Annotated in this window: 20 protein-coding genes; 7 read left to right on the top strand and 13 right to left on the bottom strand. The window is 74.1% G+C overall.

Translation table 11 applies throughout. The features are described from left to right. Positions 1-86: 86 nt before the first annotated feature. The 4 genes from mgt to ABD981_RS35130 are packed head-to-tail and all read right to left on the bottom strand — an operon-like array spanning position 87 to position 4,479. Positions 87-1,280 (bottom strand): macrolide-inactivating glycosyltransferase, encoded by a 1,194-nt coding sequence (gene mgt, locus ABD981_RS35115; RefSeq protein WP_046908367.1) that lies wholly within the window; start codon positions 1,278-1,280, stop codon positions 87-89. A gap of 33 nt (positions 1,281-1,313) precedes the next feature. Beyond that, complete coding sequence (locus ABD981_RS35120) at positions 1,314-2,624, bottom strand: ABC transporter substrate-binding protein (RefSeq protein ID WP_046908366.1); 1,311 nt, start codon at positions 2,622-2,624, stop codon at positions 1,314-1,316. After that, on the bottom strand, positions 2,621-3,463 hold the full coding sequence (locus ABD981_RS35125) for a carbohydrate ABC transporter permease (protein WP_046908365.1): 843 nt from the start codon (positions 3,461-3,463) through the stop codon (positions 2,621-2,623). The genes ABD981_RS35120 and ABD981_RS35125 overlap by 4 nt, the downstream gene beginning before the upstream one ends. After that, positions 3,460-4,479, bottom strand: a complete 1,020-nt coding sequence (locus tag ABD981_RS35130; RefSeq protein WP_123954556.1) for a carbohydrate ABC transporter permease — start codon at positions 4,477-4,479, stop codon at positions 3,460-3,462. Before ABD981_RS35130 ends, ABD981_RS35125 begins: the two co-directional genes overlap by 4 nt. Positions 4,480-4,589: 110 nt before the next feature. Here ABD981_RS35130 and ABD981_RS35135 point away from each other — a divergent pair, with 110 nt between their 5' ends. Both ABD981_RS35135 and ABD981_RS35140 read left to right on the top strand, forming a co-directional pair. Then, positions 4,590-5,447, top strand: coding sequence for a phosphotransferase (locus tag ABD981_RS35135; RefSeq protein WP_046908363.1), 858 nt, complete (start codon positions 4,590-4,592; stop codon positions 5,445-5,447). A gap of 16 nt (positions 5,448-5,463) precedes the next feature. Next, the gene (locus tag ABD981_RS35140) at positions 5,464-6,336 is read left to right on the top strand and encodes an alpha/beta fold hydrolase (protein ID WP_046908362.1); all 873 of its coding nucleotides are present in this window, start codon (positions 5,464-5,466) and stop codon (positions 6,334-6,336) included. Here the strand turns inward: ABD981_RS35140 and ABD981_RS35145 are convergent. The 4 genes from ABD981_RS35145 to ABD981_RS35160 all read right to left on the bottom strand — a co-directional run bounded on the left by ABD981_RS35145 (position 6,333) and on the right by ABD981_RS35160 (position 10,762). After that, on the bottom strand, positions 6,333-7,064 hold the full coding sequence (locus ABD981_RS35145; protein ID WP_046908361.1) for a 3'-5' exonuclease: 732 nt from the start codon (positions 7,062-7,064) through the stop codon (positions 6,333-6,335). The genes ABD981_RS35140 and ABD981_RS35145 overlap by 4 nt on opposite strands. Positions 7,065-7,182: 118 nt before the next feature. Next, positions 7,183-8,436, bottom strand: a complete 1,254-nt coding sequence (locus ABD981_RS35150) for an SAV2148 family HEPN domain-containing protein (protein ID WP_046908360.1) — start codon at positions 8,434-8,436, stop codon at positions 7,183-7,185. Between the two features lie 101 nt (positions 8,437-8,537). Further along, on the bottom strand, positions 8,538-9,836 hold the full coding sequence (locus tag ABD981_RS35155) for a copper amine oxidase (protein ID WP_046908359.1): 1,299 nt from the start codon (positions 9,834-9,836) through the stop codon (positions 8,538-8,540). 92 nt (positions 9,837-9,928) lie between these two features. Further along, positions 9,929-10,762 (bottom strand): Tat pathway signal sequence domain protein, encoded by an 834-nt coding sequence (locus ABD981_RS35160; RefSeq protein ID WP_123954554.1) that lies wholly within the window; start codon positions 10,760-10,762, stop codon positions 9,929-9,931. 147 nt (positions 10,763-10,909) lie between these two features. Between ABD981_RS35160 and glgX the strand changes: the two genes are divergently transcribed. Continuing rightward, a complete protein-coding gene (glgX, locus tag ABD981_RS35165) occupies positions 10,910-13,030 on the top strand; it encodes a glycogen debranching protein GlgX (protein ID WP_046908358.1) in 2,121 nt (706 codons plus the stop codon). Here the strand turns inward: glgX and ABD981_RS35170 are convergent. After that, complete coding sequence (locus tag ABD981_RS35170) at positions 12,999-14,213, bottom strand: MFS transporter (protein WP_046908417.1); 1,215 nt, start codon at positions 14,211-14,213, stop codon at positions 12,999-13,001. The two genes, glgX and ABD981_RS35170, sit on opposite strands and share 32 nt — an antisense overlap. A 90-nt stretch (positions 14,214-14,303) precedes the next feature. Here ABD981_RS35170 and treY point away from each other — a divergent pair, with 90 nt between their 5' ends. Both treY and ABD981_RS35180 read left to right on the top strand, forming a co-directional pair. Then, positions 14,304-16,670, top strand: coding sequence for a malto-oligosyltrehalose synthase (gene treY, locus ABD981_RS35175; RefSeq protein ID WP_046908357.1), 2,367 nt, complete (start codon positions 14,304-14,306; stop codon positions 16,668-16,670). A gap of 11 nt (positions 16,671-16,681) precedes the next feature. After that, positions 16,682-17,227, top strand: coding sequence for a hypothetical protein (locus tag ABD981_RS35180; RefSeq protein WP_240495264.1), 546 nt, complete (start codon positions 16,682-16,684; stop codon positions 17,225-17,227). Between the two features lie 64 nt (positions 17,228-17,291). On the opposite strand, the gene ABD981_RS35185 is transcribed toward ABD981_RS35180, so the two are convergent. Together ABD981_RS35185 and ABD981_RS35190 are read right to left on the bottom strand one after the other, a co-directional pair. Then, positions 17,292-18,326 (bottom strand): cytochrome P450, encoded by a 1,035-nt coding sequence (locus ABD981_RS35185; RefSeq protein ID WP_123954553.1) that lies wholly within the window; start codon positions 18,324-18,326, stop codon positions 17,292-17,294. Positions 18,327-18,434: 108 nt separating this feature from the next. Continuing rightward, a complete protein-coding gene (locus tag ABD981_RS35190) occupies positions 18,435-19,004 on the bottom strand; it encodes an FHA domain-containing protein (protein WP_046908355.1) in 570 nt (189 codons plus the stop codon). 119 nt (positions 19,005-19,123) lie between these two features. Between ABD981_RS35190 and ABD981_RS35195 the strand changes: the two genes are divergently transcribed. Together ABD981_RS35195 and treZ are read left to right on the top strand one after the other, a co-directional pair. After that, positions 19,124-20,080 carry a GNAT family N-acetyltransferase gene (locus ABD981_RS35195; protein ID WP_046908354.1) on the top strand — a complete coding sequence of 319 codons (957 nt, stop codon included), beginning with the start codon at positions 19,124-19,126 and terminating at the stop codon, positions 20,078-20,080. An 89-nt stretch (positions 20,081-20,169) separates the two neighbouring features. After that, positions 20,170-21,921, top strand: coding sequence for a malto-oligosyltrehalose trehalohydrolase (gene treZ / locus ABD981_RS35200; protein ID WP_046908353.1), 1,752 nt, complete (start codon positions 20,170-20,172; stop codon positions 21,919-21,921). A gap of 86 nt (positions 21,922-22,007) precedes the next feature. Here treZ and ABD981_RS35205 read toward each other — a convergent pair whose 3' ends face one another. Both ABD981_RS35205 and ABD981_RS35210 read right to left on the bottom strand, forming a co-directional pair. Then, positions 22,008-23,141 carry an aminopeptidase P family protein gene (locus ABD981_RS35205; protein ID WP_046908352.1) on the bottom strand — a complete coding sequence of 378 codons (1,134 nt, stop codon included), beginning with the start codon at positions 23,139-23,141 and terminating at the stop codon, positions 22,008-22,010. Between the two features lie 59 nt (positions 23,142-23,200). Continuing rightward, complete coding sequence (locus ABD981_RS35210; RefSeq protein ID WP_046908351.1) at positions 23,201-24,172, bottom strand: DUF1444 domain-containing protein; 972 nt, start codon at positions 24,170-24,172, stop codon at positions 23,201-23,203. Positions 24,173-24,182 lie beyond the last annotated feature (10 nt).

The following is a 24,182-nucleotide window of genomic DNA, read 5'->3' on the forward strand; positions in this document are numbered from 1 at the left end:
ACCCTGGCCGATGGGCGGGGGTCTCTTCAAGGCCTCCACGCAGCTGTGACTTATTCAACAACGTTTCGTAATAACAAATCGGGGCGTTAGGGGAGTTCCGCCTCGACGAGGTCGGCCGCGCGCCGGGTGCCGCCCTCGCGGGCCATCGCCTCCTGGATCGCCCGGGCCCGGCGGGCGACCTCGGGGTCGGCGACGAGCCCGAGCACGGCCTCGCGCAGCCGCTCGGGGGTGACCTCCTCCATCGGCAGGTGGCGGGCGACGCCGAGCGCCTGGAGCATGTCGGCGTTGCCGAACTGGTCGACGGCCTGCGGCACGGCGACCATCGGGGTCGCCGTCGCCAGGCCCTCCTGACTGCCACCCGCGCCGGCGTGGGTGACGAAGGCGTCGGCCTCGGCCAGGATCGCCCGCTGCGGGACCCAGGAGTGCACCTCGACGTTGTCCGGGAGCTCGCCGAGTTCGGCCGGGTCGACGAACTTCCCGATCTGGAGCACGACGTGCCAGTCGTCGAGCCCGCCGAAGGCCTCGGCGCAGGCCCGGTAGAAGGCCGGCCGCTTGGTGAAGGAGGAGCCGAGCGAGACCAGGAGCAGCTTCCGGCCCCCCTCGGGGCGGCGCCACTCCCCCGCCTCGGCGCGCTCGCTCCGGCAGGCGCCGACGAAGCTGAAGACGGACTCGTCGACCCGGTCGGCCTGCGGCTGGAGCGCCTTGGGGATGAGCACGATCCCGCGCCGGGGGCGGCCCACGAACGGGTCGGGGTGGGTGCGGACGCCGTGCGCGGTGAGCCACGCGGTGAAGCGGGAGTAGTACGCCCGGCCGCGCGGCGAGGCCTTGAGCTCCGCGTACATCGGCTCGGCGACCTCCTCCTCGTACCCCTCCCAGGGGACGAGGTTCGGCCAGAGCGAGACGGCGGGGACGCCCCAGGTGTGGGCGAGGACGCGGGCGGGGTACGAGGTGATGTCGTGCAGCACCAGGTCGGGCCGGTCGTCCGCGAAGGCCGCGTCGAGCTGCGGGAGCGCCTGGATCGCGTCGGCCAGGAAGGGTTCGAGGTGGTCGATGAGTTCGGTGCCCCACGCGTCGGGGTCGTCGTCGGTCGGGAGGGTCGAGCCGTAGACGACGGGGGTGGCGCCGGTGGCGGCGACCTTCTCGGCGAAGGCGGCGGGGATCGCGTAGCTCACCCGGTGGCCCCGGTCGACGAGCTCGCGGATCACGTCGAGGCTGGGGTTCACGTGCCCGTGGGCGGCGATGGAGAACATGGCGATGTGCGAGCGGGGGGTCGTGGTCATGCCCTCCACCCTAGGTGAGACGATACGTCTCGTCTACTTCATATTCCGCTGGTAGCGGGCCAGCACCCGGTTGCCGTCGTCCACCAGCCGCCGCCTCAGCTCGGCCGTGTCGATGGCGCCGCTGTAGTACTCCTGGAACGCGGGGGTGGCGACCTTGTCCTTCCACTCCGGGTAGCCGCGCACCGGCGGGGCGGGCGCCGGGCTCAGGTGCCGGGCGACGGCCGCGCCGGTGGCCCAGCCGTACGCGGGGGTGTGCAGGGCGGGGTCGGCGAGGGCGCGGGTGGAGGTGGGGAGCATCCAGTCGCCGCGCGCGAGCCGGACCGTGTTGCGGGGCTGGAGGAAGAAGTCGAGGAACCGCGCGGCCTCCTTCTTGTGCGGGCTGTCCTCGGCGATGGAGAGGGTCTGCGGGCTGACGCCCTGGGCGAGCCCGCCGGCCCCCGCGGGTGCGGGCAGCACCACCCAGTCGAAGCCCTTCGGCGCCTGCCGGACGATCTGCTGCCGGTACGAGAAGCCCAGCGGGACCATCGCGTACTTCCCGCCGAAGAAGCCGGGCAGGGTGTCCGAGCCGCCGCTGCCGAGGGTGGCCGGGGAGGCGGTGCGGTCGGTGTCCACCATGGCCCGGACGGTGCCGGGCACGACGGCGTCGCCGTCCTCGAAGCGCAGCACGGCCCTGCCGCCGGGCTCCCGGTGGAAGAGCCGGCCGCCGGCGGACAGGCCGAGGTTGAGGGAGACGGAGACCGGCTCCTTCAACGGCCAGGCGACCGCGTACCGCCCCTTCCCCATCGCCGCCGTCAGGTCCCTGGCCACCTGCCGGAACTCCGCCCAGCTCCAAGGGTGTTCGGGAGTGGGGACGCGCACGCCGGCCTGCCTCAGGAGCGTCCGGTTGGCCATGATCACGCGCGGTTCCTGGAGGAACGGCACGCCGTAGATCCCGTCCCCGAAGGTGGTCGTCTCCCAGCTGCGCGCGGGGATGTCGGCGCGCAGCCGGGCGGACAGCAGTCCGCGCAGGTCCGCCAGGTAGCCGCCGTAGGCGAAGTCGGCCAGGTCGTCGGAGGCGTCGTGGACGAGGTCGGGGGCCTCGCCGCCCTCGAAGGAGGTGAGCAGCTGGTCGTGGACGGAGTCCCAGCTGCCCTGGACGTAGTCGACCTGGATGCCGGGGTGGGCCGCGTTCCACTCCCGCACCAGCTCCTTGTTGGCCTCGACGGACTCCTGCTGCCAGGCGAGGGACTGGAAGCGGAGCCGGATCACGCCGTCGTCGGGGGCCCGTCCGTCCGGGCCCGAGCAGCCGGCGAGGAGCAGCGTGAGCGCGGCCGCGGCGGCGGTGAACAGCTTCCCGTACCTCATGACTTCACCGCCCCGGCCATCACGCCGCCGGTGATCCGCCGCTGGATGACGGCGAAGACGACGAGCGAGGGGAGGGTGGCCAGGAAGGCCGCGGCGGCGAGCGGGCCGAGGTCGGCGACGCCCTCGGCGCCGAGGAAGTGGGTGAGGACCACGGGCAGGGTCTGCTTCTCGGGGGTCTTGAGCAGGACGAGGGCGAAGAAGAACTCGTTCCACGCGGTGACGAAGGCGAAGAGCGCGGTGGCGACGATGCCGGGGCCGAGCAGCGGGGCGGTGACCGAGACGAGGACGCGCAGCCGTCCGGCGCCGTCGACGGCCGCGGCCTCCTCCAGCTCGACGGGGACGGCCCGGACGTAGCCGGTGAGCATCCACAGGGCGAAGGGCAGCGACCACACCACGTACACCGCCGTCAGGCCGGCCAGGCTGTCGATCAGGCGCAGGTTCTTCAGGACGAGGAAGAGCGGGATGATCAGCAGCACGAAGGGGAAGGCCTGGCTGACCACGACCCAGCCGGTGGCGGCGGCCGTGAGCCGGGAGCGGTGCCGGGCCAGCACATAGGCCATGGGGGTGGCGACCAGGACCGCGACGAGGGCGGCGGCGAGCGCCGCGAGCAGGCTGTTCCCGGCCGCCCGGAGCAGCGGCTGCTCGTCGAAGGCCTGCCGGAAGTTGTCGAGCGTGGGGTCGCGCGGGATCCAGCTCGGGTGCGGGGAGCCGAGCTCGGCGGCCGGCTTGAAGGCGGTGGAGATCAGCCACAGGAAGGGGAAGGCGAGGAAGACCAGGTACGCGAGGAGCGCGAGGTACTGGCCGAACCGCGCGGGCCCGCTGGTGCGGAAGGCGCTCACCGGTCCTGGTCCCCCTTCAGCCGTCCGACGAGATACAGGGCGAGGAGCACGGAGACCACCGCGACCATCACGCAGCCCATGGCGGCCGCGTAGCCGAACTGGCCGTAGCGGAAGGCCTCCTCGTAGGCGAAGAGCATGGGCAGCCGGGTGCGGCCGCCGGGTCCGCCGCCGGTCAGCACGTAGACCAGGGCGAAGGAGTTGAGGTTCCAGATGAGGTTCAGCGCGCTGATGGCGAGGGCGACCGGGCGCAGCGCGGGCCAGGTGACGGTGCGGAAGCGCTGCCAGGCCCCGGCGCCGTCCAGGGCGGCGGCCTCGTGCAGCTCGCGCGGGGTGTTCTGGAGTCCGGCCAGCAGGGCGACGGTGGTCTGCGGCATGCCGGCCCAGACGCCGACCACCAGGACGGCGGGCAGGGCGGTGGCGAGTCCGCCGAGCCAGACCCGGCCCTCGCCCAGGCCGAGGGCGCGCAGGGTCTCGTTGAGGATGCCCGCGTCCGGCTGGTAGACCAGCCGCCACATGATGCCGACGACGACCTCGGGCATCGCCCAGGGGACGATCGCCAGCGCCCGGGCCAGCCAGCGCAGCCGGAGCCTCTGGTCGAGCAGCAGGGCGAGGCCGAGGGAGAGCAGGAACTGCGGGACCGTGACGCCGGCCGCCCAGACCAGGCCGATGCGGAAGGAGTCCCAGAAGAGGGTGTCGTGGAGCAGGTCCCGGAAGTTGAGGGTGCCGATCCAGCTCGTGGCCCGGGTGCGGCCGGACTGGGCGTCGGTGAAGGCCAGCGCGATGCCGTAGAGGATCGGGCCGGCGCTCAGCAGCAGGATCGGCAGCAGCGCGGGCAGCACCAGGAACCAGGGGCTGTGCGGCAGTCCGGACCCGGGGCGTCGGGCGGGGCTCCGGCCGGTGGTCCGGCGGCTTGAGGCCCGCCGGTCCGCGGTCGTCACGGTCACAGACCTGCCCCCTTCGCGCGGCCGGTCCGGTGGACCCGGTGGAGCCGGTCCGCCCGGCGCGCCGCCTCGCATCGGTCACGCTGTCCAGGGCGGTCATCGTCCTGAGGGGCCGTCGGTTCGTCAAGGCGACCTGCGCGGATGCGAGACTTTGGCGGAAACGCAACGGCTGTGGGGAGAGAACGATGGACGAGGCGCGGGCACGGGAGATCCTGGCCGCCGCCGGACTGCGGGCGGCCGACGCGGAGCTGCTCGCCCTGGGCGAGAACGCGGTCTTCGCCCTCGGCGGGCTGGTGGTCAAGGCCGGCCGGGACGCCGAGCTGCTGCCGCGCGCCGAGCGGGAGCTGGCCCTGGCCGGCTGGCTGGAGGAGGCTGGCGTCCCCGCCGTGCGGGCGGCGGAGCCGAAGCCGCGGGTGGCCGAGGGGCATCCGGTCACCCTCTGGCACCGGCTGCCCGACGCCGTCCGGCCCACCGAGCCCCGGGACCTGGCCCCGCTGCTCCGGCTGGTGCACGCGCTGCCGGAACCGGCCGGGTTCACCCTGCCGCGCCGGGAGCTGCTGGGCGGGGTGGAGCGCTGGCTGCGGCTCGCGGGCGACGCGATCGACCCGGCCGACGCGGCCTTCCTGCGCGAGCGCCGCGACGCCTTCGCCCCGGCGGCGGCCGCGCTCGTCCCGCACCTGACTCCCGGCCCGGTCCACGGCGACGCGCTCCCCCGGAACGTCCACGTCGGGCCCGAGGGGCCGGTGCTGGTGGACCTGGAGACCTTCTCCTCGGACCTGCGCGAGCACGACCTGGTGGTGCTGGCGCTCTCCCGCGACCGCTACGGCCTCGACCCGGCCGCGTACGACGCCTTCACCGGGGCGTACGGCTGGGACGTGCGGGAGTGGGAGGGCTGCGCCGTGCTGCGCGGGGCGCGGGAGACGGCGAGCTGCGCCTGGGTGGCCCAGCACGCGCCGACGAACCCGAAGGCGCTCGCCGAGTTCGAGCGACGGGTCGCCTCGCTGCGGGACGGCGACCCGGAGGTGCGCTGGTACCCCTTCTGAGAGGGGAGCTGACATCATGAGCCCCTGTCGAACCGGCTTCCGGGAACGGGGTGTTGTGATGCGGGTGGAGCTGTCGGACGTCACGCTGGACGTCGAGGTGAGCGGCGAGGGGCCGGCCGTGCTGCTGGTGCACGGCTTCCCGGACGCCCATGACCTGTGGCGGCACCAGGTGCCCGTGCTGAACGCCGCCGGATACCGGACGGTCGCGCCGACCCTGCGGGGCTTCGGCGCCTCCGACCGGCCGGAGGGCGGCCCGGAGGCCTACTCACCGGCGGCCTCGGCGGCCGACCTGGTGGAGCTGCTCGGCCGGCTGGAGATCGACCGGGCCCACGTGGTCGGCCACGACTGGGGCTCGGGCATCGTCCAGGGCCTCGCCCAGGTCCGGCCGGACCTGGTGCGGAGCCTGTCCCTGCTGTCCGTCGGCCACTTCGGGGCCATCCGGGACGCGGGCTGGGAGCAGCGGCAGCGCTCCTGGTACATGCTGCTGTTCCAGCTGCCGGAGGTCGCCGAGAACTGGCTGTCCCACGACGACTTCGCCCACCTGCGCGACATGCTCGGCGAGCACCCCGACGCGGAGGCCGTCCTGGAGCGGCTGCGGGTGCCGGGCGCGCTGACGGCGGCGCTGAACATCTACCGCTCGGGCGTGCCGGCCGAGGTCCAGTTCGCCCCCGTGCTCCCGCTGCCGCGGCTGCCCGAGGAGCTCCCCGTACTGGGTGTCTGGTCGTCCGGCGACCGCTTCCTCACCGAGGCGCAGATGACGGGCACGGCCGCGTACGTCGCCGGGTCCTGGCGCTACGAGCGGGTGGAGGACGCCGGCCACTGGCTGCAGCTGGACCAGCCGGAGCGGGTCAACGAGCTGCTGCTCTCCTTCCTGAAGGAGAACGGCTAGGACGCCACCGGGGCCGGGGTGCGCAGCGGCCAGAGCGGGTCGACCACCGCGTCGGCGCTGCCCTTGCGGCGCAGGAAGGCCTGGAAGTCCTCGGCCCACTCCCGGTACCAGCCGATCTGGCGCTCGTGCAGCTCGGCGGGGGCGAGGGCGGCGACCGAGGCGTGCCGCCCGGCTATCGCGACGGCCACCTCCACGGCGGCGAGGGCGTCGGCGGCGGCCTGGTGGGCGGCGGTGAGCTCCACCCCGTACTCGGCGCAGACCGCTTCGAGGGTGCGCTTGCCGCGCCGGTAGCGGTCGACGGCCCGGTCGATGGTGTACGGATCGACGACCGGGCCCGTCGGGCTCGCCCCGTCGGTGCCCAGCCGCTCGGCGAGCGAGGGCAGTCCGTGCCGGCGGAGCTCGGCGGAGAGCAGGGTCAGGTCGAACGAGGCGTTGTAGGCGACGACCGGGACGCCCTCCCGCCAGTACCCCGTGAGGGTCTCGGCGATCTCGTCGGCGACCTCGCGCACCGGCCGGCCCTCGGCCGCCGCGCGCTCGCTGCTGATGCCGTGGATCGCGGAGGCCTGCTCCGGGATGCGGATGCCGGGGTCGGCGAGCCAGTCCTGCCGACGCACCACCCGGCCGCCGTGGACGGCGACGACCGAGGCCGTGACGATCCGGGCCTCCAGCGGTTCGGTGCCGGTGGTCTCCAGGTCGAAGCCGACCAGCATTTCCGCGTGCCAAGCCATCGGGTCCTCCTTACGTGATCTCCCCCGTGGTGCTGAACACCCTCGCACGCGCCACTGACAATCCGGCCGGGGGGCGGCCCGAAGGCGGCCCGAGAGCGGCTTCCGGCGGCGCGAAGGGTCAGGAGACGGGCCGGGAATCGAGCCACACGGACTCGAATTCCTCCCGGTATGTCGCGAAAAGTCCGTGTTCTCCGTCACGGTCGGGGCCGTGCCCGGCGCGCACCACGTTCCGCCCGCCGCCGCGCAGCACCAGGACCGGCGCCTCCATGCCGCGCGCCTTGCGCAGGTACGACTGGACGACGCCCACCCCGTCCGGGCCGTCCCCGTCGACCAGGTAGGCGGTGAAGCGCGGGGTCTCGTCGAAGACGTGGATCTGGAAGGCGCCGGGATCGCGCAGCTTGGAGCGGACCCGGCGCATGTGCAGGATGTTCATCTCCACCGAGCGGCTGAGCTCGCCCTTCTTGAGGCCGAGTTCCCGCTCCCGCCGCTTGACCGCGCTGCTGGCCGGGTTGAGGAAGAGCAGCCTGATCCGGCAGCCGGACTCGGCCAGCCGGATCATCCGGCGCCCGGAGAAGTTCTGCACCAGCAGGTTCAGGCCTATGCCGGTGGCGTCGAGCCGCCGGGCCCCGCCGAACAGGTCCTCGGCGGGCAGCTGCCGCTGGAGCCTGACCCGGTCGGGGTGGACGGAGACGACGTCGGCGTAGCGGTCGCCGACCAGGTCCTCGACGGCGTCGACCGGCAGCCGGTCGGCGGAGGGCACCCCCGCCCCGCTGCCGAGGATCTCCAGGAGCCGGGCGGAGGCCCGCTCGGACTGGGCGAGGACGGTCAGCGAAAGGGCCCGGTTGCGGGAGACGACATTGCGCGTCACCTCCAGCTCGTCCAGGGCCAGTTCGACCTCGCGCCGGTCGTCGAAGTACGGCTCGAAGCAGGGCCAGTGCTGCACCATCAGCTCCCGCAGCTGCGGGAGGGTGAGGAAGCTGAGCACGTTGTCGTCGGCCGGGTCCAGCAGATAGCCCTTGCGGCGCGACACCTCGCGGACCGCCACGGCCCGCTGGACCCACTCCTGCCCGGCCGGCCCGGCCGCGGCCACCACCCACTCCTCGCCGTGCACCGGCTCGTAGACCGGCCGCAGCACCGCCGCCACGACGGCCCGCAGCCGCTGCTCGACGAGGTTGAGCCAGATGTAGGCGCGGCCGGCCCGCTGGGCCCGGGTGCGCACCTCGCTCCACGCCTCCGCGCCCCAGTCCAGCTCGGCACCGATCTCCACCGGGCGGGCGACGGAGACCGCGCCGGGCGGCACGTCCGCCGGATCCGCGGGCTCCGGTTCGTGACCCGCGTCCCCTGGGGGCAGCTCCAGACCTCCCGAGCTCACCCGCGCACCGCCTTCTGCTCCCGGACACCCGCACTGACAACGATCAAGGAAGGGTACTCCGGGAGCGGGAGGCGATGCAGCAGGATCGACCGGGTCGTTGCTCAACTGCGCTGCCGGGGCGCCCCGTTCTGCCCGGCGAGATCGGCCGGAGTGAGCGGATTCATAGCGGTTACGTCCCTGGGCGCGAGCTGGAAGCCCTGCCAGTGGACCGGCATCGGCTGCTGGTCCTCGTCCCGGGCGATGTGGTGGAACCCGATGTTGACCCAGACGGCCGGATTGGTCAGCGTCTCGCCGTTGACCCACTTGTCCACGCTGTCGGGCGCGTTCGGGCCGCAGTTGAGGATGTTGTTGCTGGCGAACTGCTCGCAGGCCCGCGCCTGGGTGAAGTAGACGTCGTGCCTGGTGAACGGGCGGCCCGCGTAGGTGTTGGTGTGGCCGGGCACGATCTCGTACGAACGGGCGTGTCCGTCCTTGTTCTTGCCGGTCGCGCTCACCACCCGCCACCAGCGCATGTTCTTCGCGTCCCCGGCGAGTTCCCTGGTGACCGGGGTGCGGGTGGTCTTCACGGTCGGGCTGCCGCCGCGGACCGGCGGGGTGACCTTGGAGTCGTACTGCTCGATCCGGCCCTTGGAGCTGCCGTCCAGTCCGAAGTCCAGCTTCCAGAAGACGTTGTGGGCGTGGCTGGTGGCGTAGTCGCGGGCGCCCTTGCCGATGGGCCAGCCGCGGCCGTCGGTGGCGTTGTAGTCGACGGGCGAGAGGCTGCCGGTGGCGCCCACGTTGGCGCCTATGGTGCCGTCCGAGGAGAACCGCCACTCGGTGATGTACTCGTACCAGCCGACCTTGTTCACCGTGTAGACGAGCAGGTCCTTGCCCTGGGCCTGCCAGACCTTGCCGCCCTCGTCGGCGGCCATCCGGTAGGCGTGGCCGCGGGCCCGGGTGGTGGTGCACAGGCCGTTGACCTTGCCGACCTCGGGGACCTTCACCGAGGTGATGGTGCCGCCGGGACACTCGCCGGGCTTCAGGTTCTGCAGGCCCCAGCCGAAGCCGGCGCCGGTGAGGTCGTCGTACTCGGCGTTGCCGTCGTCGTACGGGACGTGGATCTGGGCCAGCTTGGCGCTGTTGAGCACCCGGATCGGGGCGGGCTCGCCGGGCGGCTGGTAGGTGACCTTGTCCAGGACGAGCCCGGAGTCGGTGTCGTAGCGCCAGCACATCCGCCAGACGGTGCCGCCGTCCAGCTTCGACTCGATGCGGTAGGCGGCGGAGCAGTCGGGACGCGGGGGCGCGGGCGCGGCCCCGGCGGGGGTGGCCGCGGTGGTGGTGGCGACGGTGGTGCCGAGCAGGGCGCCGGCGGCGAGGACGGCGCCCCGCCTGCGGGCACGCCGAAGTCGCGGTACGGACATGGGTGCGTACTCCCTCGGTACGGATGTGCGGGTGGTCTCCGGGCCGGTTCGGGGCCGGCGCCGGGGTGGAGCCGGGAGTGCCGGGCCGGTGGTCAGCCGACCCGGGTGACGGTCCTGGCGCTGAGGTCGACGATCAGGTTGCGGGTGTCGATCCAGGCGCCGTTGAGCACCTTGGTGACGAGCCGTACGCAGCGGTGCTCTCCGCACTCGGCGAGCTGCGGGGGCACGTCCGCCTCGCGGTAGGTGCGGTAGAGGTCGCCGTTGAACCAGAGCTGCCCGGTGGAGGTGAGCTCCTTGCCGGTGGCGTCCTTGTAGTCCTCCTTGACGCCCTTGCCGAGCGGGCTCGCGAGGATGAGCCCCAGGGCCTCGCGGAGCTCCTCGGGATGGGCGGAGGGCTGCACCCCGCGCTGGGTGCCGGACTGCTCGACCTTGCCGGTGTCGAGGTTGACGGTGCGGGTGATGAGCTCGTCGCGCCCGTAGTCGTAGAAGCGGACCTCGGCGCGGCGCGGGCCCCCGGACTGTTCGCCCGGCAGCGGGTCGGCCAGCTCGGTGGCGAGGTGCTGGGGGCCGCGGCCGCCCTCGACGTTCTTCTGCGCGGCGGCCCCGGGCGGGGTGAGGGCCAGGGCCTCGGCGCGGCGCAGCTCGTCGTCGGTGAGCGGGTCGGTGCCGATGCCCTTCGCCCCCTCGGGCGGGGCCGAGGCGAGGGCCGCCGGGCCGGGCGGGGGCCCGGCGTCACCGGCGCCGCCGCCCTGCTGTCCGCTCCCGCCGGCCGCCTGGGAGCCCTGGGCCGCGGTGCGGCCCGGCGGAGCGTCGTCGGCCCCGGCACTCCCGGGCACCGCGACCGCCACGGCGATGGCGGTCCCCGTCACCGCCATGGCCGTACCGGCCACCACCTTGCCCAGGTGACGGCGCACTATTTCGTACACACTTCCCCCCTTGAAGCAGGATTTCCCCTATTTCTCTGTGGTCACCCGGTAGGACGGGCCGAAGTCCTAGGAGGTTGCCCCTCTTTCGGGCAGGATCTGGCCGAAGTACACCCCTTGCAGCCGGATCAGGAATGGAAGAGTTCGTCTATGCAGGTCTGGCCGGGACAGGCGTACCCCTTGGGCGCCACCTACGACGGCGCGGGAACGAATTTCGCGGTCTTCTCGGAGGCCGCGCACAGGATCGAGCTGTGTCTGGTCCACGACGACGGCTCGGAGACGGCGGTGGAGCTGCGCGAGACGGACGCGTTCGTGCGGCACGCCTATCTGCCGGGCGTGATGCCCGGCCAGCGGTACGGCTTCCGGGTCCACGGCCCGTACGCGCCGGAGCGCGGACTGCGCTGCAACCCGGCGAAGCTGCTGCTCGACCCGTACGCGCGTGCGGTGTCGGGCTCGGTGAAGTGGGGCGAGTCGGTGTACGGCTACCCCTTCGGGCGGCCGGACGCGCGCAACGACCTCGACTCGGCGCCGGACACGATGACCTCGGTGGTGGTCAACCCGTACTTCGACTGGGGCGACGACCGGCGGCCGCGGACCGAGTACCACCACACGGTGATCTACGAGGCCCATGTGAAGGGCCTGACCATGCTCCACCCGGACCTTCCGGAGGAGCTGCGCGGCACCTACGCGGGGCTCGCGCACCCGTCGGTCATCGGCCATCTGAAGGAACTGGGCGTCACGGCTCTGGAGTTGATGCCGGTCCACCAGTTCGTCAACGACCACCGGCTGGTGGACGCGGGCCTGTCGAACTACTGGGGCTACAACACCATCGGCTTCTTCGCCCCGCACAACGCCTACGCCTCCTGGGGCGACCGGGGCCAGCAGGTCCTGGAGTTCAAGTCGGCGGTGCGGGCGCTGCACCAGGCCGGCATCGAGGTGATCCTCGACGTGGTCTACAACCACACGGCCGAGGGCAACCACCTGGGCCCGACGCTCTCGTTCCGGGGCCTGGACAACCCCTCGTACTACCGGCTGGGGAACGATCCCCGGCACTACACGGACACCACCGGCACCGGGAACTCGCTGCTGATGCGGTCCCCGCACGTGCTCCAGCTGATCATGGACAGCCTGCGGTACTGGGTGACCGAGATGCACGTGGACGGCTTCCGCTTCGACCTGGCGGCCACCCTGGCCCGGCAGTTCCACGAGGTGGACCGGCTGTCGTCCTTCTTCGACCTGGTGCAGCAGGACCCGGTGGTCAGCCAGGTGAAGCTGATCGCCGAGCCCTGGGACCTGGGCGAGGGCGGCTACCAGGTGGGCAACTTCCCGCCGCAGTGGGCCGAGTGGAACGGCAAGTACCGGGACTGCGTGCGGGACCTGTGGCGCGGCGAGCCGCGGACGCTGGCCGAGTTCGCCTCCCGGCTGACCGGCTCCTCCGACCTCTACCAGGACGACGGGCGGCGCCCGCTGGCCTCGGTGAACTTCGTGACCTGCCACGACGGTTTCACCCTGCGCGACCTGGTCTCGTACAACGACAAGCACAACGAGGCCAACGGCGAGGGCAACCGGGACGGCGAGAGCCACAACCGCTCCTGGAACTGCGGCGTCGAGGGCGACAGCGACGACATCGGGATCGGCGAGCTGCGGGCCCGCCAGACGCGCAACTTCCTGGCCACGCTGATGCTGTCGCAGGGCGTCCCGATGCTCAGCCACGGGGACGAGTTCGGGCGCACCCAGGGCGGCAACAACAACGCCTACTGCCAGGACAACGAGGTCTCCTGGGTGCGCTGGCCGAAGCCCGGCGGCGAACCGGAGGCCACGCTGCTGGAGTTCACCCGGGCGATGGTGCGGCTGCGCCGGGACCATCCGGTGTTCCGGCGACGCCGCTTCTTCCACGGGCGGCCGGTGGAGGGCACCCACGACGAGCTCACCGACATCGCCTGGTTCACGCCCGAGGGCGGGGAGATGACCGCCCGGGACTGGCAGGCGGGCAACGCCCAGGCACTGACCGTCTTCCTCAACGGCAACGCGATCTCGGAGCCGGGCCCGCAGGGCGAGCGGATCTCCGACGATTCCTTCCTGCTGATGTTCAACGCCTCCGCGCAGGAGCTGGAGTTCGAGGTCCCGGACAGCCACGGCGAGTCCTGGAAGGTCGTGGTGGACACCTCCCACCCGGAGGGCATGCCGCCCGAGGCGGGCCCGACGGTGACGGCCGGCGAGCGGGTCGCGCTCGCCCCGCTCACGCTGACGGTGCTGCGACGGCCGGCCTGACCCCGTCCGTACGGACCCGGACCGCCCAGGAGAGCACGGCGCAGGCCACGGCCGCCCCGGCCGCCACCGCGAAGGCGGCCGGGGCGCCGTGCGTGTCGGCGAGCCGGGCGGAGCCGGCCAGCGCGAGGGCCTGGCCGCCGACGATCCCGCTGGTGAGGAAGGCCATGGACTCGGCGAGCCGGGCGGCCGGCACGGTCCGCTCGGTGAGGCCGAAGACGGTGATGAGGTGCGGGGCGTAGGCGACGCCGAGGACGACGACGCCCGCGTAGAGCCCGCCCAGCGTGTCGACGAGGACCAGGGGCACGGCGAGCACCACGAGGGCGGCGGTGGCGGCGCGCCAGCGGGTGGGCAGGCCGATCCGGGCGGGCACGGCGGCCATCGCGAACCCGGCGGCGGCGCTCGTCACGCCCATGGCGGCGTAGACCAGACCGGCCTGTCCGGGCGCGCCGAGCCGTTCGGTGAGGGCGGTGATCCCTGCCTGGGAGGCGCCGAACATGGCGCCCTGGAGGACCATCGTGACCCGCAGGGCGTACGTGGCGGCGGGCAGCCGCGTCCGTTCGGCGGCACTCGTACGGGTGGCCTCGCGGACGGTGGCCGGCCGGGCGGTGGGGTGCAGGGCGAAGGCGGTGCCGCAGCCCGCGAGGAGCGCGGCGGCGGTGAGCAGGGCGGCGGCCGGGTGGGCGACGGCGGCGGCCAGGCCGACCAGGGCGGGGCCGAGGACGAAGGAGACCTCGTCGAGGGTGCCCTCGAAGGAGAGCACGGTGCCCACGGCACGGTCGTCGGCACCGGCGGCGCGGGCCAGGTTCACCGAGCGGGTCCGGGCGAGCGGGCCGATCTGCGGGACGGTGGCCCCGGCGAGCGCGCCGAGCAGCATGAGCGGGCCGGTGCCGGCCCGGTCGAGGGCGGCGAGCACGAGGGCGGTGACGGCGACCGCGTTGGCGAGGGCGGCGGCCTGCACCACGGGCCGCTGGCCGTGCCGGTCGGCGAGCCGTCCGATCACCGGGCCGGCCAGCGTCTGCCCGGCGGCGAGGGCGCCGCCGGCGAGACCGGCGGTGGTCAGGGAGCCGCTGGTCTCGGCGACCAGGAGGAGGCTGCCGAGCTGGCACATGGCGGTCGGCAGCCGCCCGAGGAAGGAGACGACCGGCAGGACCGGCCCGAGCAGGGACAGCGTGTCGCGATACATCCGGAGCATCACGCGAACGTAACGCGATGCACTCGAACGGGCGCATGCGTCGATGACACAGAAGCCTCCCGGCCGGGTACGTACGTTCGCATGACGTCCTCTTCGCCGGTCCGGCCCGGACTCCCCTCGTCTGAGCGGACGCTGCCCACCGCCACGTACCGCCTCCAACTGCAGCCGGACTTCCCCTTCGCCGCCGCCGAGCGCGCCGTGCCCTACCTGGCCGGTCTCGGGGTCTCGCACCTCCACCTCTCGCCGGTCCTGGAGGCCGTGCCCGGTTCGACGCACGGCTACGACGTGACCGACCACCGTGCCGTACGGGCCGAACTCGGCGGCGAGGCGGGGCTGCGGGCACTCGCCGCGACGGCCCGGGGGCACGGCCTCGGCCTGGTGCTCGACCTGGTGCCCAACCACATGGCGGCCTCGCCCCGGCACAACCACGCCCTGCGGGAGGTGCTCCGGGACGGCCCGGACTCCCCGTACGCCCGCTGGTTCGACATCGACTGGGAGGCGGGCGAGGGGCGGATGCTGCTGCCGGTGCTGCCCGCCCGGCTCCCGGAGGTACGGGACCGGATGCGGGTCGCGGACGGCGTACTGTCCCTGGACGGGCAGGAGTTCCCGCTGCGGCCGGGTACCGAGGGGCTGCCGCTCGACGCGCTGCTCGACGCCCAGTGGTACCGCCTCGGCTGGTGGCGGCTGGCCCGCACCGAGCTCAACTACCGCCGCTTCTTCACCATCTCCGAGCTGATCGGGGTGCGCGTAGAGGACCCAGGGGTCTTCGACGCCACCCATGCCAAGATCCTCGAACTCGTCGCGGACGGCGTGGTCGACGGGCTGCGCGTCGACCACCCGGACGGGCTCGCCGACCCGGAGGGCTACCTGGAGCGCCTCGACGCGGCGACGGGCGGGCGGTGCTGGACGGTGGTGGAGAAGATCCTCACCGGGACCGAACCGCTCCCCGCGTCCTGGCCGGTGGCCGGCACCACCGGCTACGACGCGCTGCGGTACCTGGACGGGCTGTTCACCGACCCGCTGGGCACCGACGAACTGGCCGACGTCTACCGCGAGTTCGTGGGACGGGCCGGGGACCGGGGCGGCTACTGGGAGGCGACCGCGCGGCGCGCCGCGTACAAGGTCGTCACCCATGAACTGGCCGCGGAGACGGCGGCGCTGACCCGGCTCGCCGGCCGGATCTGCGCCGCCGACCCGAGCCTGCGCGACCACGCGCCCTGGGCGCTGCACACGGCGGTGCGCGAACTCCTGGTCCGGGTGCCGGTGTACCGGACGTACCGCAGCGGCGGCGAGCGGGTGCTCACCCCCGAGGCGGCGCGCGGCGCGAAGGCGGCGTTCGCGGTGCCGGAGGAGGCGACGGCGGTGGACACCGTGCGGGACCTGGCGCTCGGGACGCTCGGCGACGGGCCCGACCGGCGGGCGTTCCGGGCCCGGTTCGCGCAGACCTCCTCGGCGCTGCGGGCCAAGTCGGTCGAGGACACCGCCTTCTACCGCTACACGCCGCTGCTCTCGGCCAACGAGGTCGGCGGCGACCCGGGCCGCCCCGCGGTCCTCCCGGAGGAGTTCCACGCCCACTGCGCCCGCATCGCGCGCGACTGGCCGGGCACGGGCACGGTCCTGACCACCCACGACACCAAGCGCAGCGCGGACGTACGGGCCGGGATCGCGGTCCTCGCCCAGTGCCCGCAGCGCTGGGCCGAGCTCCTGGAGGAGGCCTCCGGGGTGCCCGCGCCCGACCCCCATCTGGCCTGGACCGCCTGGCAGACCGCCTTCGGCTTCGGCGCCCCGGACGCGGCGCGGCTGGTCCCCGCGGTCCTGAAGTCCGTGCGGGAGGCCGGGCTCCACACCAGCTGGACCGAGCCGGACGAGGCGTACGAGCGGGCGGTCGCCGACTTCGTGGCGGCGGGGCCGGGCCGGATCCCGCTGCGCACCGCCTCGCCCGCGGCGCTCGCGCTGGAGCCCCACATCCGCGCGCAGATCCTCGGCTCGACGCTGGTCCACCTGACGATGCCGGGGGTGCCGGAGCTCTACCAGGGCACGGAGCGGGCGTACGCGGCCCTGGTCGACCCGGACAACCGGGCGCCCTTCGCGCCGGGGCCGGACGACGACAAGACGGCCCTGGTCCGCGCCGCGCTCGGCCTGCGGCGCGCCCGCCCCGGCCTGTTCGGCCCGCTCTCCACGTACCAGCCGGTGACGGCCACGGGCCCGGCCGCCCCGCACTGCCTCGCCTTCACCCGTTCCGGCCACGTCCTGACCGCCGTCACCCGGCTGTCGCTGCGCCTCACCGAGGCGGGCGGCTGGCAGGACACGACCCTGACGCTCCCGGAGGGCCGCTGGCGCGACCTCCTGGACGGGGTGCGGGAGTTCACGGGCGGGGCGGAGACCCCCGTGAAGCTGGCGTCTCTGTTCGAAGGGAGGCCCGTGGGGCTGCTGGTGCGGGCGGAGTAATACTGATGATCATGAATAGGGATCGAACCGGCCGGATCATCGGCGCCTCCTTCGGGCTGTTCTTCGTCCAGGCGAACGCGGGCGCCCTGCCCACCCGGATCGGCGCACCGCTGCGGGGGCTCGCCGGGGCCGCGTTCGTCGCCCTGGTGGTGTTCGGGGGACGGCGTGGCGCTTCCGGGGACACGGCCCGCCCCGCGGGCGGCGGCGCCGGGTTCGGCCGCGGCTACTGGTACGTGGTGGCGGCCGAGGCGCTCGCCCTGGTGGCCGGTCTGGTCGTGATCAGCCGGGTCCTGCACGCCCCGCACGCCGTCGTGGGCTGGATCGCCTTCGTGGTGGGCGTGCACTTCTTCGGACTCGCGGCCGCCTGGCGACGGCCGCGGCTGCACGTCCTGGGCGCGGGGCTGGCGGCCTGCGGTGCGGCCGGCCTGGCCCTCGCCGCCTCGGGAGCGTCCACGGCCGCGACCGCGACGGTCGCCGGGATCCTGCCGGGGGCGCTCCTGCTCGGTTCGGCGTGGTGGCCGGCTCCTGCCGCGGCCACCACGCCGGTGGCGTCCTAGTGCGTGTCCGGAAGGTCCCGCCCGGCTCGCCTGCGGGCGGACGGCGCTACCCTCCGGACACGAGCTAGCCGCCCGGCCGGACCACGATGCTCCGCGGGGCACGGGTGATGACGCCGGTCCACTCCGGGCGGAAGCCGTCCGCGAGGCGGAGGCGGGGCATGGCCTGGAAGAGGGCGCGCAGGGCGTACTCGGCCTCCAGGGCGGCCAGGTCGACGGCGGGGCAGAGGCCGGATCCGTAGGTCAGCTGGCCCGGGTCGTCGCGGAGCGGGTCGAAGCGGTCCGGTTCGCGGAAGCGTTCCGGGTCGCGGCCCGCGGCGCCGATCAGGAGGGCGACCTGGGCGCCGGCGGGCAGCACCCCCGATCCGGTGCGCACCTCGCCGCGAGTGCGGCGCATCACGATCTGGACCGGCGGGTCGCGGCGCAGCGACTCCGTCCAGGCGCGGGCGACCAGGCCCGAGGGGGCGTCCCGGAGCGCCTCGACCTGGTCGGGGTCGCTGAGGACGGCGGCGAGGAAGGCGGCCAGGGCCTTCTCCCGCACGGCGATCTGGCCGGTGCACTGCCCGACGAGCGCGGACGCGGCCCGGCCACGGACCAGCCGCATCATGTCCCGGTACGGCACGCCGACGGCGGCGGCCACGGTTCCGGCGGGCAGCCAGTGGCAGAAGTCGGCGACCAGGTCGGCCTGCGGGCGGGCGGCGATCCGGCGGGCGAGGACGAACGCGGTGCGTTCGGTGGCGGCCCGCAGCTCGGCCCCGGCGGCCGCGTCGGGCGCGCCGTGGGTCTCGGCGCAGGGCGGGTCGCCGGGCCGGTGCCCGTGGGTGAAGCGGGCGTCGGTGAGGGCGCTCGCCACGTCGGCGTACCGGCTGAGCACCCAGGCCCGCAGCAGCGGGTCGTGGGTGAGCGGGAACTCCTCCCGCAGCACCCGGTAGGTGCGGTACGGGTCGCGGGTGGCGCCCGGCTCCAGCGGGCTGGGTGCGATCCGGCGGACCGCGTGGTCCCCGGCACCGACGGCGGCCCCGCGTCTGGCGGGTGTCATCGTCGGCAGTGCGGCCCAGTGGTCCCGCCACGGTGCGTGCGGGTGGTTCGGCTCGTCGCTCATCTCGCCCCCTCGTCGGTCAGCGGCGCGCGTCTCCCCAGCCCATCACCGGGCAGACCCGGTCGCAGCAGGTATACCGCCGATCGGGTGATACGTGGAGGTGTCGGTGCGTCAGTTCGGCGAGAGCCGGAAGTTCATCTGGCCGAAGCCCACCATGTCCCCGGCCCGCACCACGACCGCGCCCGTCACCCGGCGCCCGTTGACCGTGGTGCCGTTGGTGGAGCCGAGGTCGCGCAGCACCCACAGACCGCCCTGCAGGGACAGTTCGGCGTGCAGGCGGGAGACCGTCTCGTGGCTGAGCCGCAGCCCGTTCACCGGGTCGCGTCCGATCCGCAGCGGCTGCGGTCCCGGGAGGGGCAGGAGCAGCTTGGGCAGCCGCTCGGCCCGCCAGGCGCGGCGGATGCTCACGGTGAACGCGGACATCCTCTCGACCACGCCCACCACCCGCCGGGTCCAGGGCGACTCGCTCGTCAGGTCCGCGGTGAGCAGGGCGAGTTCGTCGGAGTGCCGGGCGGCGAGCGCCCGCTCCATGCGGAACACGAAGGTGTCGTGCGACAGACGCCCCTGGGCGGCACCCTCGCGGAGCACCGCGAGCGCGCGGTCGCGCTCGGCGTCGGTGAGCCGGGGGGCGTCCGGCGGACCGGCCGGCGGATTGGCCGGGAGCTCGAAGGGTGTCGTCACCCTGTGATTGTCGGACGGACGGCCCCGGGGTGTCCAGAAGGGCCCCGAATTCTCGGAGGCGCCCCGCCCACCTGCGCTGATACGGTCTGCCGATTCGACTACCAGGGGGACCCCCGTACATGACTGTTGTCGTCCGACCGCTCGCCGGACCCGACGAGCTCGACCTCTTCCAGCGTCTCGACTACGTGCTCGACCACGAGCTCGCCGAGGACCTGGCCACCGGCCGCCGCCGCCCCGACTGGATGTGGGTGGCGCTGCGCGGCGACCGTCTGCTCGGACGGATCTCGTGGTGGACCGGGCAGGAGGGCGCCGGCCCGCAGGCGCTCGACTTCTTCGACCTGGACCCGGCGCTCCCGGCGGACGAGGCGGCGGCGGTCGGCCTGCGCCTCCTGGAGACGGCGACCGCCGCCGTCGTCCCGGCGGGCGCGGCCCGCCCCGAGTTCGGCCGGTTCATACCGGCGGACTGGCGCGAGGTCCCGGAGACCCGCGCGGCGCTGGAGACGCTCTTCGGCGTGCTGACGGCCTCGGGAGCCCGGCCGCTGGTGGAGCGGCTGCGCCTGGAGTGGCGGGCGGGCGGGCCCGTGCCGGAGCCGGCCGGACGGCTGGTGTTCCGCCCGGTCCGGGACCGCGAGGACCTGCTCGCGCTGATGGCCCCGGTCATGGAGGGCACCCTCGACGCGCACGGGCAGGCGGACCTCGCGAGCGGCCTCTCGCCGCGCGAGGCGGCCGAGCTGCACTACGACGAGGAGCTCGCGCACTTCTCGACGCCCCGTGACTGGTGGCGGATCGCGGAGCTGCCGGGGACCGGGGAGCCGGTCGGCTTCGTCGTCCCCGCGCGCAACAACTACCACCCGATCATCGCGTACCTGGGTGTTCTGCCGGCCCATCGCGGCCACGGCCACATCGACGAGATCCTCGCCGAGGGGACCCGGATCCTCGCCGCCGAGGGCGTGCCCACCATCCGGGCCGCCACCGACCTGGGCAACGTCCCCATGGCGAAGTCCTTCGCCCGCGCGGGGTACGTGACCTTCGAGCGCGCGGTCAACTACGTGTGGGACGCCCCGCCGCAGCACTGACGCAAGATCGCCGATGCGTCGGGCGGGGCGTGCCTCCGGCTGCCAGGATGGTCCCGTAGCCGTTGACCAGTCGACGAGGGGACCGTCCCGTGCTGTTCGAGGTGTGGGCGCCGCACGCCCGTGACCGGGTGACGCTGGAGCTCGACGGCAATGGCCACCCGCTGGAGCGGGACGCCGAGCGCCCGGGCTGGTGGACCGGCGTCGCCCCCGCGGCGGACGGCGCCCGCTACGGCTTCTCCCTCGACGACGGCCCCCTGCTGCCGGACCCCCGGGCCCGGCGCCTGCCCGACGGCCCGGACGGTCTCGCCGCGGTCGTCGACCACGACGCGTACACCTGGCGGAACGCCGCCCCCCGGCTGCGGATGCGCAGCGGCGTCCTGTACGAGCTGCACGTCGGCACCTTCACCCCCGAGGGCACCCTCGACTCGGCGGCGGAGCGGCTCGGGGAGCTCGCCGGGCTCGGCATCACCCATGTGGAGCTGATGCCGCTGTGCCCGTTCCCCGGGGTGCGCGGCTGGGGGTACGACGGGGTGGCGCCGTGGGCGGTCCACGAGCCGTACGGCGGACCCGAGGCGCTCAAGCGCTTCGTGGACACGGCCCACGGCCTCGGCCTGGGCGTGGTCCTCGACGTGGTGCACAACCACCTGGGCCCGGACGGCAACCACCTGCCGTCCTTCGGCCCGTACTTCACCGACGCCCACCACACCCCGTGGGGCGCGGCGGTCAACCTGGACGCGCCCGGCTCGGACGAGGTCCGGGCGTACTTCCTGGGCAGCGCGCTCGCCTGGCTGCGCGACTACCGGATCGACGGGCTGCGGCTCGACGCGGTGCACGCCCTCGCCGACACCCGGGCGCTGACCTTCCTGGAGGAGCTGTCGGCGGCCGTCGACGAGCTCGCCAGGGAGCAGGGCCGACAGCACTTCCTGATCGCCGAGTCCGACGCGGGCGACCCGCACACCACGACCCCCCGCGCGAACGGCGGCCTCGGCGTCCACGCGCAGTGGAACGACGACTTCCACCACGCCCTGCACACCGCCCTGACCGGCGAGTCGCAGGGCTACTACGCGGACTTCGCGCGCGCCCCGCTCGCCGCGCTCGCCAAGACCCTCACCCGGGTCTTCTTCCACGACGGCACCTACTCCAGCTTCCGTGGCCGCCACCACGGGCGCCCGGTGGACCGCGAGCGGACCCCCGCGCACCGCTTCCTCGGCTACGCCCAGACCCACGACCAGATCGGCAACCGGGCGACCGGCGACCGCCTTTCGGCCACCCTCTCCCCCGGCCTGCTCGCCTGCGCGGCCGCCCTCGTCCTGACCGGCCCCTCGGTGCCGATGCTGTTCATGGGCGAGGAGTGGGGGGCGCGGACGCCCTGGATGTACTTCACGGACCACACCGACCCCGAGCTCGCGGAGGCCGTCCGGCGCGGCCGGCGCAGGGAGTTCGCGGCGCACGGCTGGGCGGAGGAGGACGTCCCCGACCCGCAGGACCCCACCACCCGCGACCGCTCGGTCCTGGACCGCACCGAGCGCGAACGCGACCCGCACAAACGGCTGCTCGCCTGGTACCGCGAGCTGATCGCGCTCCGCCGCACCCTCCCGGACCTCACCGACCCCGACCTGGCCGGGGTGAGGGTGGCGTACGACGAGGAGGCCCGCTGGCTGGTGTTCCGGCGCGGTGACGTCCGGGTGGCGGTCAACCTGGCGCGGGGGCCGGCCGAGATCCCACTCGGCTCCAACGGCCGCGACCGGGTCCTCGCCGCCTGGGACCGCACGGAGCCCCCCGGCCGCGACGGCCTGCTGCGGCTGCCGGCGGAGTCGGCGGTGATCCTGACGGACGGCTGAGGGCGGCGCCGCCAGGAGGGCATGACCTCCACGGCGAGCGGGCTCGCCACCACGCAGCGCGGAAGGCCGTGCAACGCGGCGGGCGCCTACTCGACGATCGCCATCTCCCGCGGCGTGTTGTTGAAGCGGTGGCCGGAGCCGTCTGCCGTGAGGGTCACGATGTCCTCGATGCGCACGCCGAAGCGGCCCGGCAGGTAGACGCCCGGCTCGATGGAGAAGCACATGCCGGGGACGACCGGGCGCTGTTCGCCCTCGATCATGTAGGGCGGCTCGTGGGTGGTGACGCCGATGCCGTGACCGGTGCGGTGGATGAAGTACTCGCCGTAGCCGGCGTCCGTGATGACCTTGCGGGCGGCCCGGTCCACGTCCTGGCAGGCGATCCCGGGGCGGACCGCCTCGAACCCGGCCTGCTGGGCCTCCCGTACGAGGTCGTGGACGCGCCGCTCCTCGTCGGTGGGCTCGCCGACGTGCACGGTGCGGGTGGTGTCGGAGCCGTAGCCGTGCTTGAGACCGCCGAAGTCGAGGACGACCATGTCGCCGCGCTCGATGGTCCGGTCACCGGCCTCGTGGTGCGGGTTGGCGCCGTTGGGGCCGGAGCCGACGACGGTGAAGTCGACCTGGGAGTGGCCGAACTCGATGAGCAGCCGGGCCAGGTCGGCGGCCACCTCGGTCTCCTTCCGGCCGGCGAAGCGGACCTTGAGGATCTCCCCGTACGCCCGGTCGGCGGCGGCCCCGGCGGCGGCGATCCGGGCCAGTTCGTGCTCGTCCTTGACCGCCCGCAGCATCGGCAGGGCCTCGGTGAGCGACACGTACGAGGTGGTGGGCAGCGTCTGCTGGAGGCCGAGCAGGTGCATGGCCCAGGCGTTGTCGCTGACGCCGAAGCGGCCCTCGACGTCGAGCAGCGGCGCGGTGACCGCGTACGGGTCCTTGCCGTCGGTCCAGTCCCGCAGGGTGAGCGCGGGGGCGCCGACGGCCTTCTCCGCGTCCGGGGCCTCCAGGGTGGGGACGACGAGCACGGGGTCCTGGCCGGGGGCGATGACGAGGACGGTGAGGCGCTCGGTGATCGCGGTGGGCTGGTAGCCGGTCAGGTAGACCAGGTCGGGGCCGGGTGCGACGAGCACGCCGGCGAGTCCCGCCTCGGCGGCGGAGTCGGCGGCGCGGGCCATCCGGGCCCGGTAGTCCTCGGCGGTGAAGGGGGCGGGTGCGGTGCTCTCGGACATGGGGGATCTCCTCCTCGACGTACAGCATCCTGCCCGGCCCGGGCGGCGGGCGCGACCGGTCAGCCGCGCTCGCCGGACCGTCCGGGGCCCCGCACGATGAGCCGTTCCAGGAGTTCCTGGAAGTCGTCGCCGACGACGATCCGCAGCTGGCCGTCCTCCTCGGCGTGCTCGCTGAGCTGGGTGAGCGTCCCGGCCCGCCACCAGAAGACGTACGGGCTGATGGCGCCCGGCGTGTCCTCGTAGCCGGAGGCGGCGAAGGAGGCCATCGCGCCGAGCGCGGGCACGATGCTGGTGTCGCGGATGGGGTGGAAGGCGAGCTGGTGCCGGAAGGGCAGCGCGACCAGCGCGCCGTCCTCGCCGAGCGCCCGGCCGGTGACCCGGCGGACGACGGCGTCGAGGTCGAGCACCCGGCTGGCCGTGTAGAAGGAGTCGCCGAGGATGACCTCGAAGCGCATGCCGTCGGTGTCCTTGACGGTCTCGTGCCCCTCCACCGGCAGGTCGCGCAGGTTGTGGAGGGCCCGCTCGCGCAGCCGCGCGGGGTCGCCGAGGCGTTCGAGGGCCTCATCGGTGAGCGTCATCACGCTCTCCGGCAGGTCGAGGGCCAGCACCTCGTACAGGCCGGGGGCGACCGTACGGGCGTAGCCGAAGGTGCCGGGGTCGATGCCCTCGCCGCTGACCACCCGCGGGTAGAGCTGGGCGCGGATCTGCTCGGGCGGCAGGGTGTCGAGGGCGGAGGGCCCGTCCAGGGCGCGCACCCACAGCCGCACGTGGCGGCGGACCAGCTCGGGCCAGACGGGGGTGCCGCGGGGGTCCTGGTGGCAGACGGCGGCGAGGGTGCCGAGGCCGAAGCGGCGCCCGGAGTCGTCGGTCACGGCGTCGGCGTACACGGTCACTTCGAGCCCGAGTTCCGCGAAGGCCTCGCGGACCCGGCCGCGGAAGAGGGCGGCCTCGCGCTCGGAGAAGTACGAGAAGCCCGGGTCCCTGGGGGCGTCCTCGTCGTCCCTCCTGGGCCCTCGCCGGAACCACCCCACGTCCGCCCGC

Origin of the sequence: Streptomyces showdoensis (assembly GCF_039535475.1) — a bacterium.
Taxonomy (GTDB): Bacteria; Actinomycetota; Actinomycetes; order Streptomycetales; family Streptomycetaceae; genus Streptomyces; species Streptomyces showdoensis.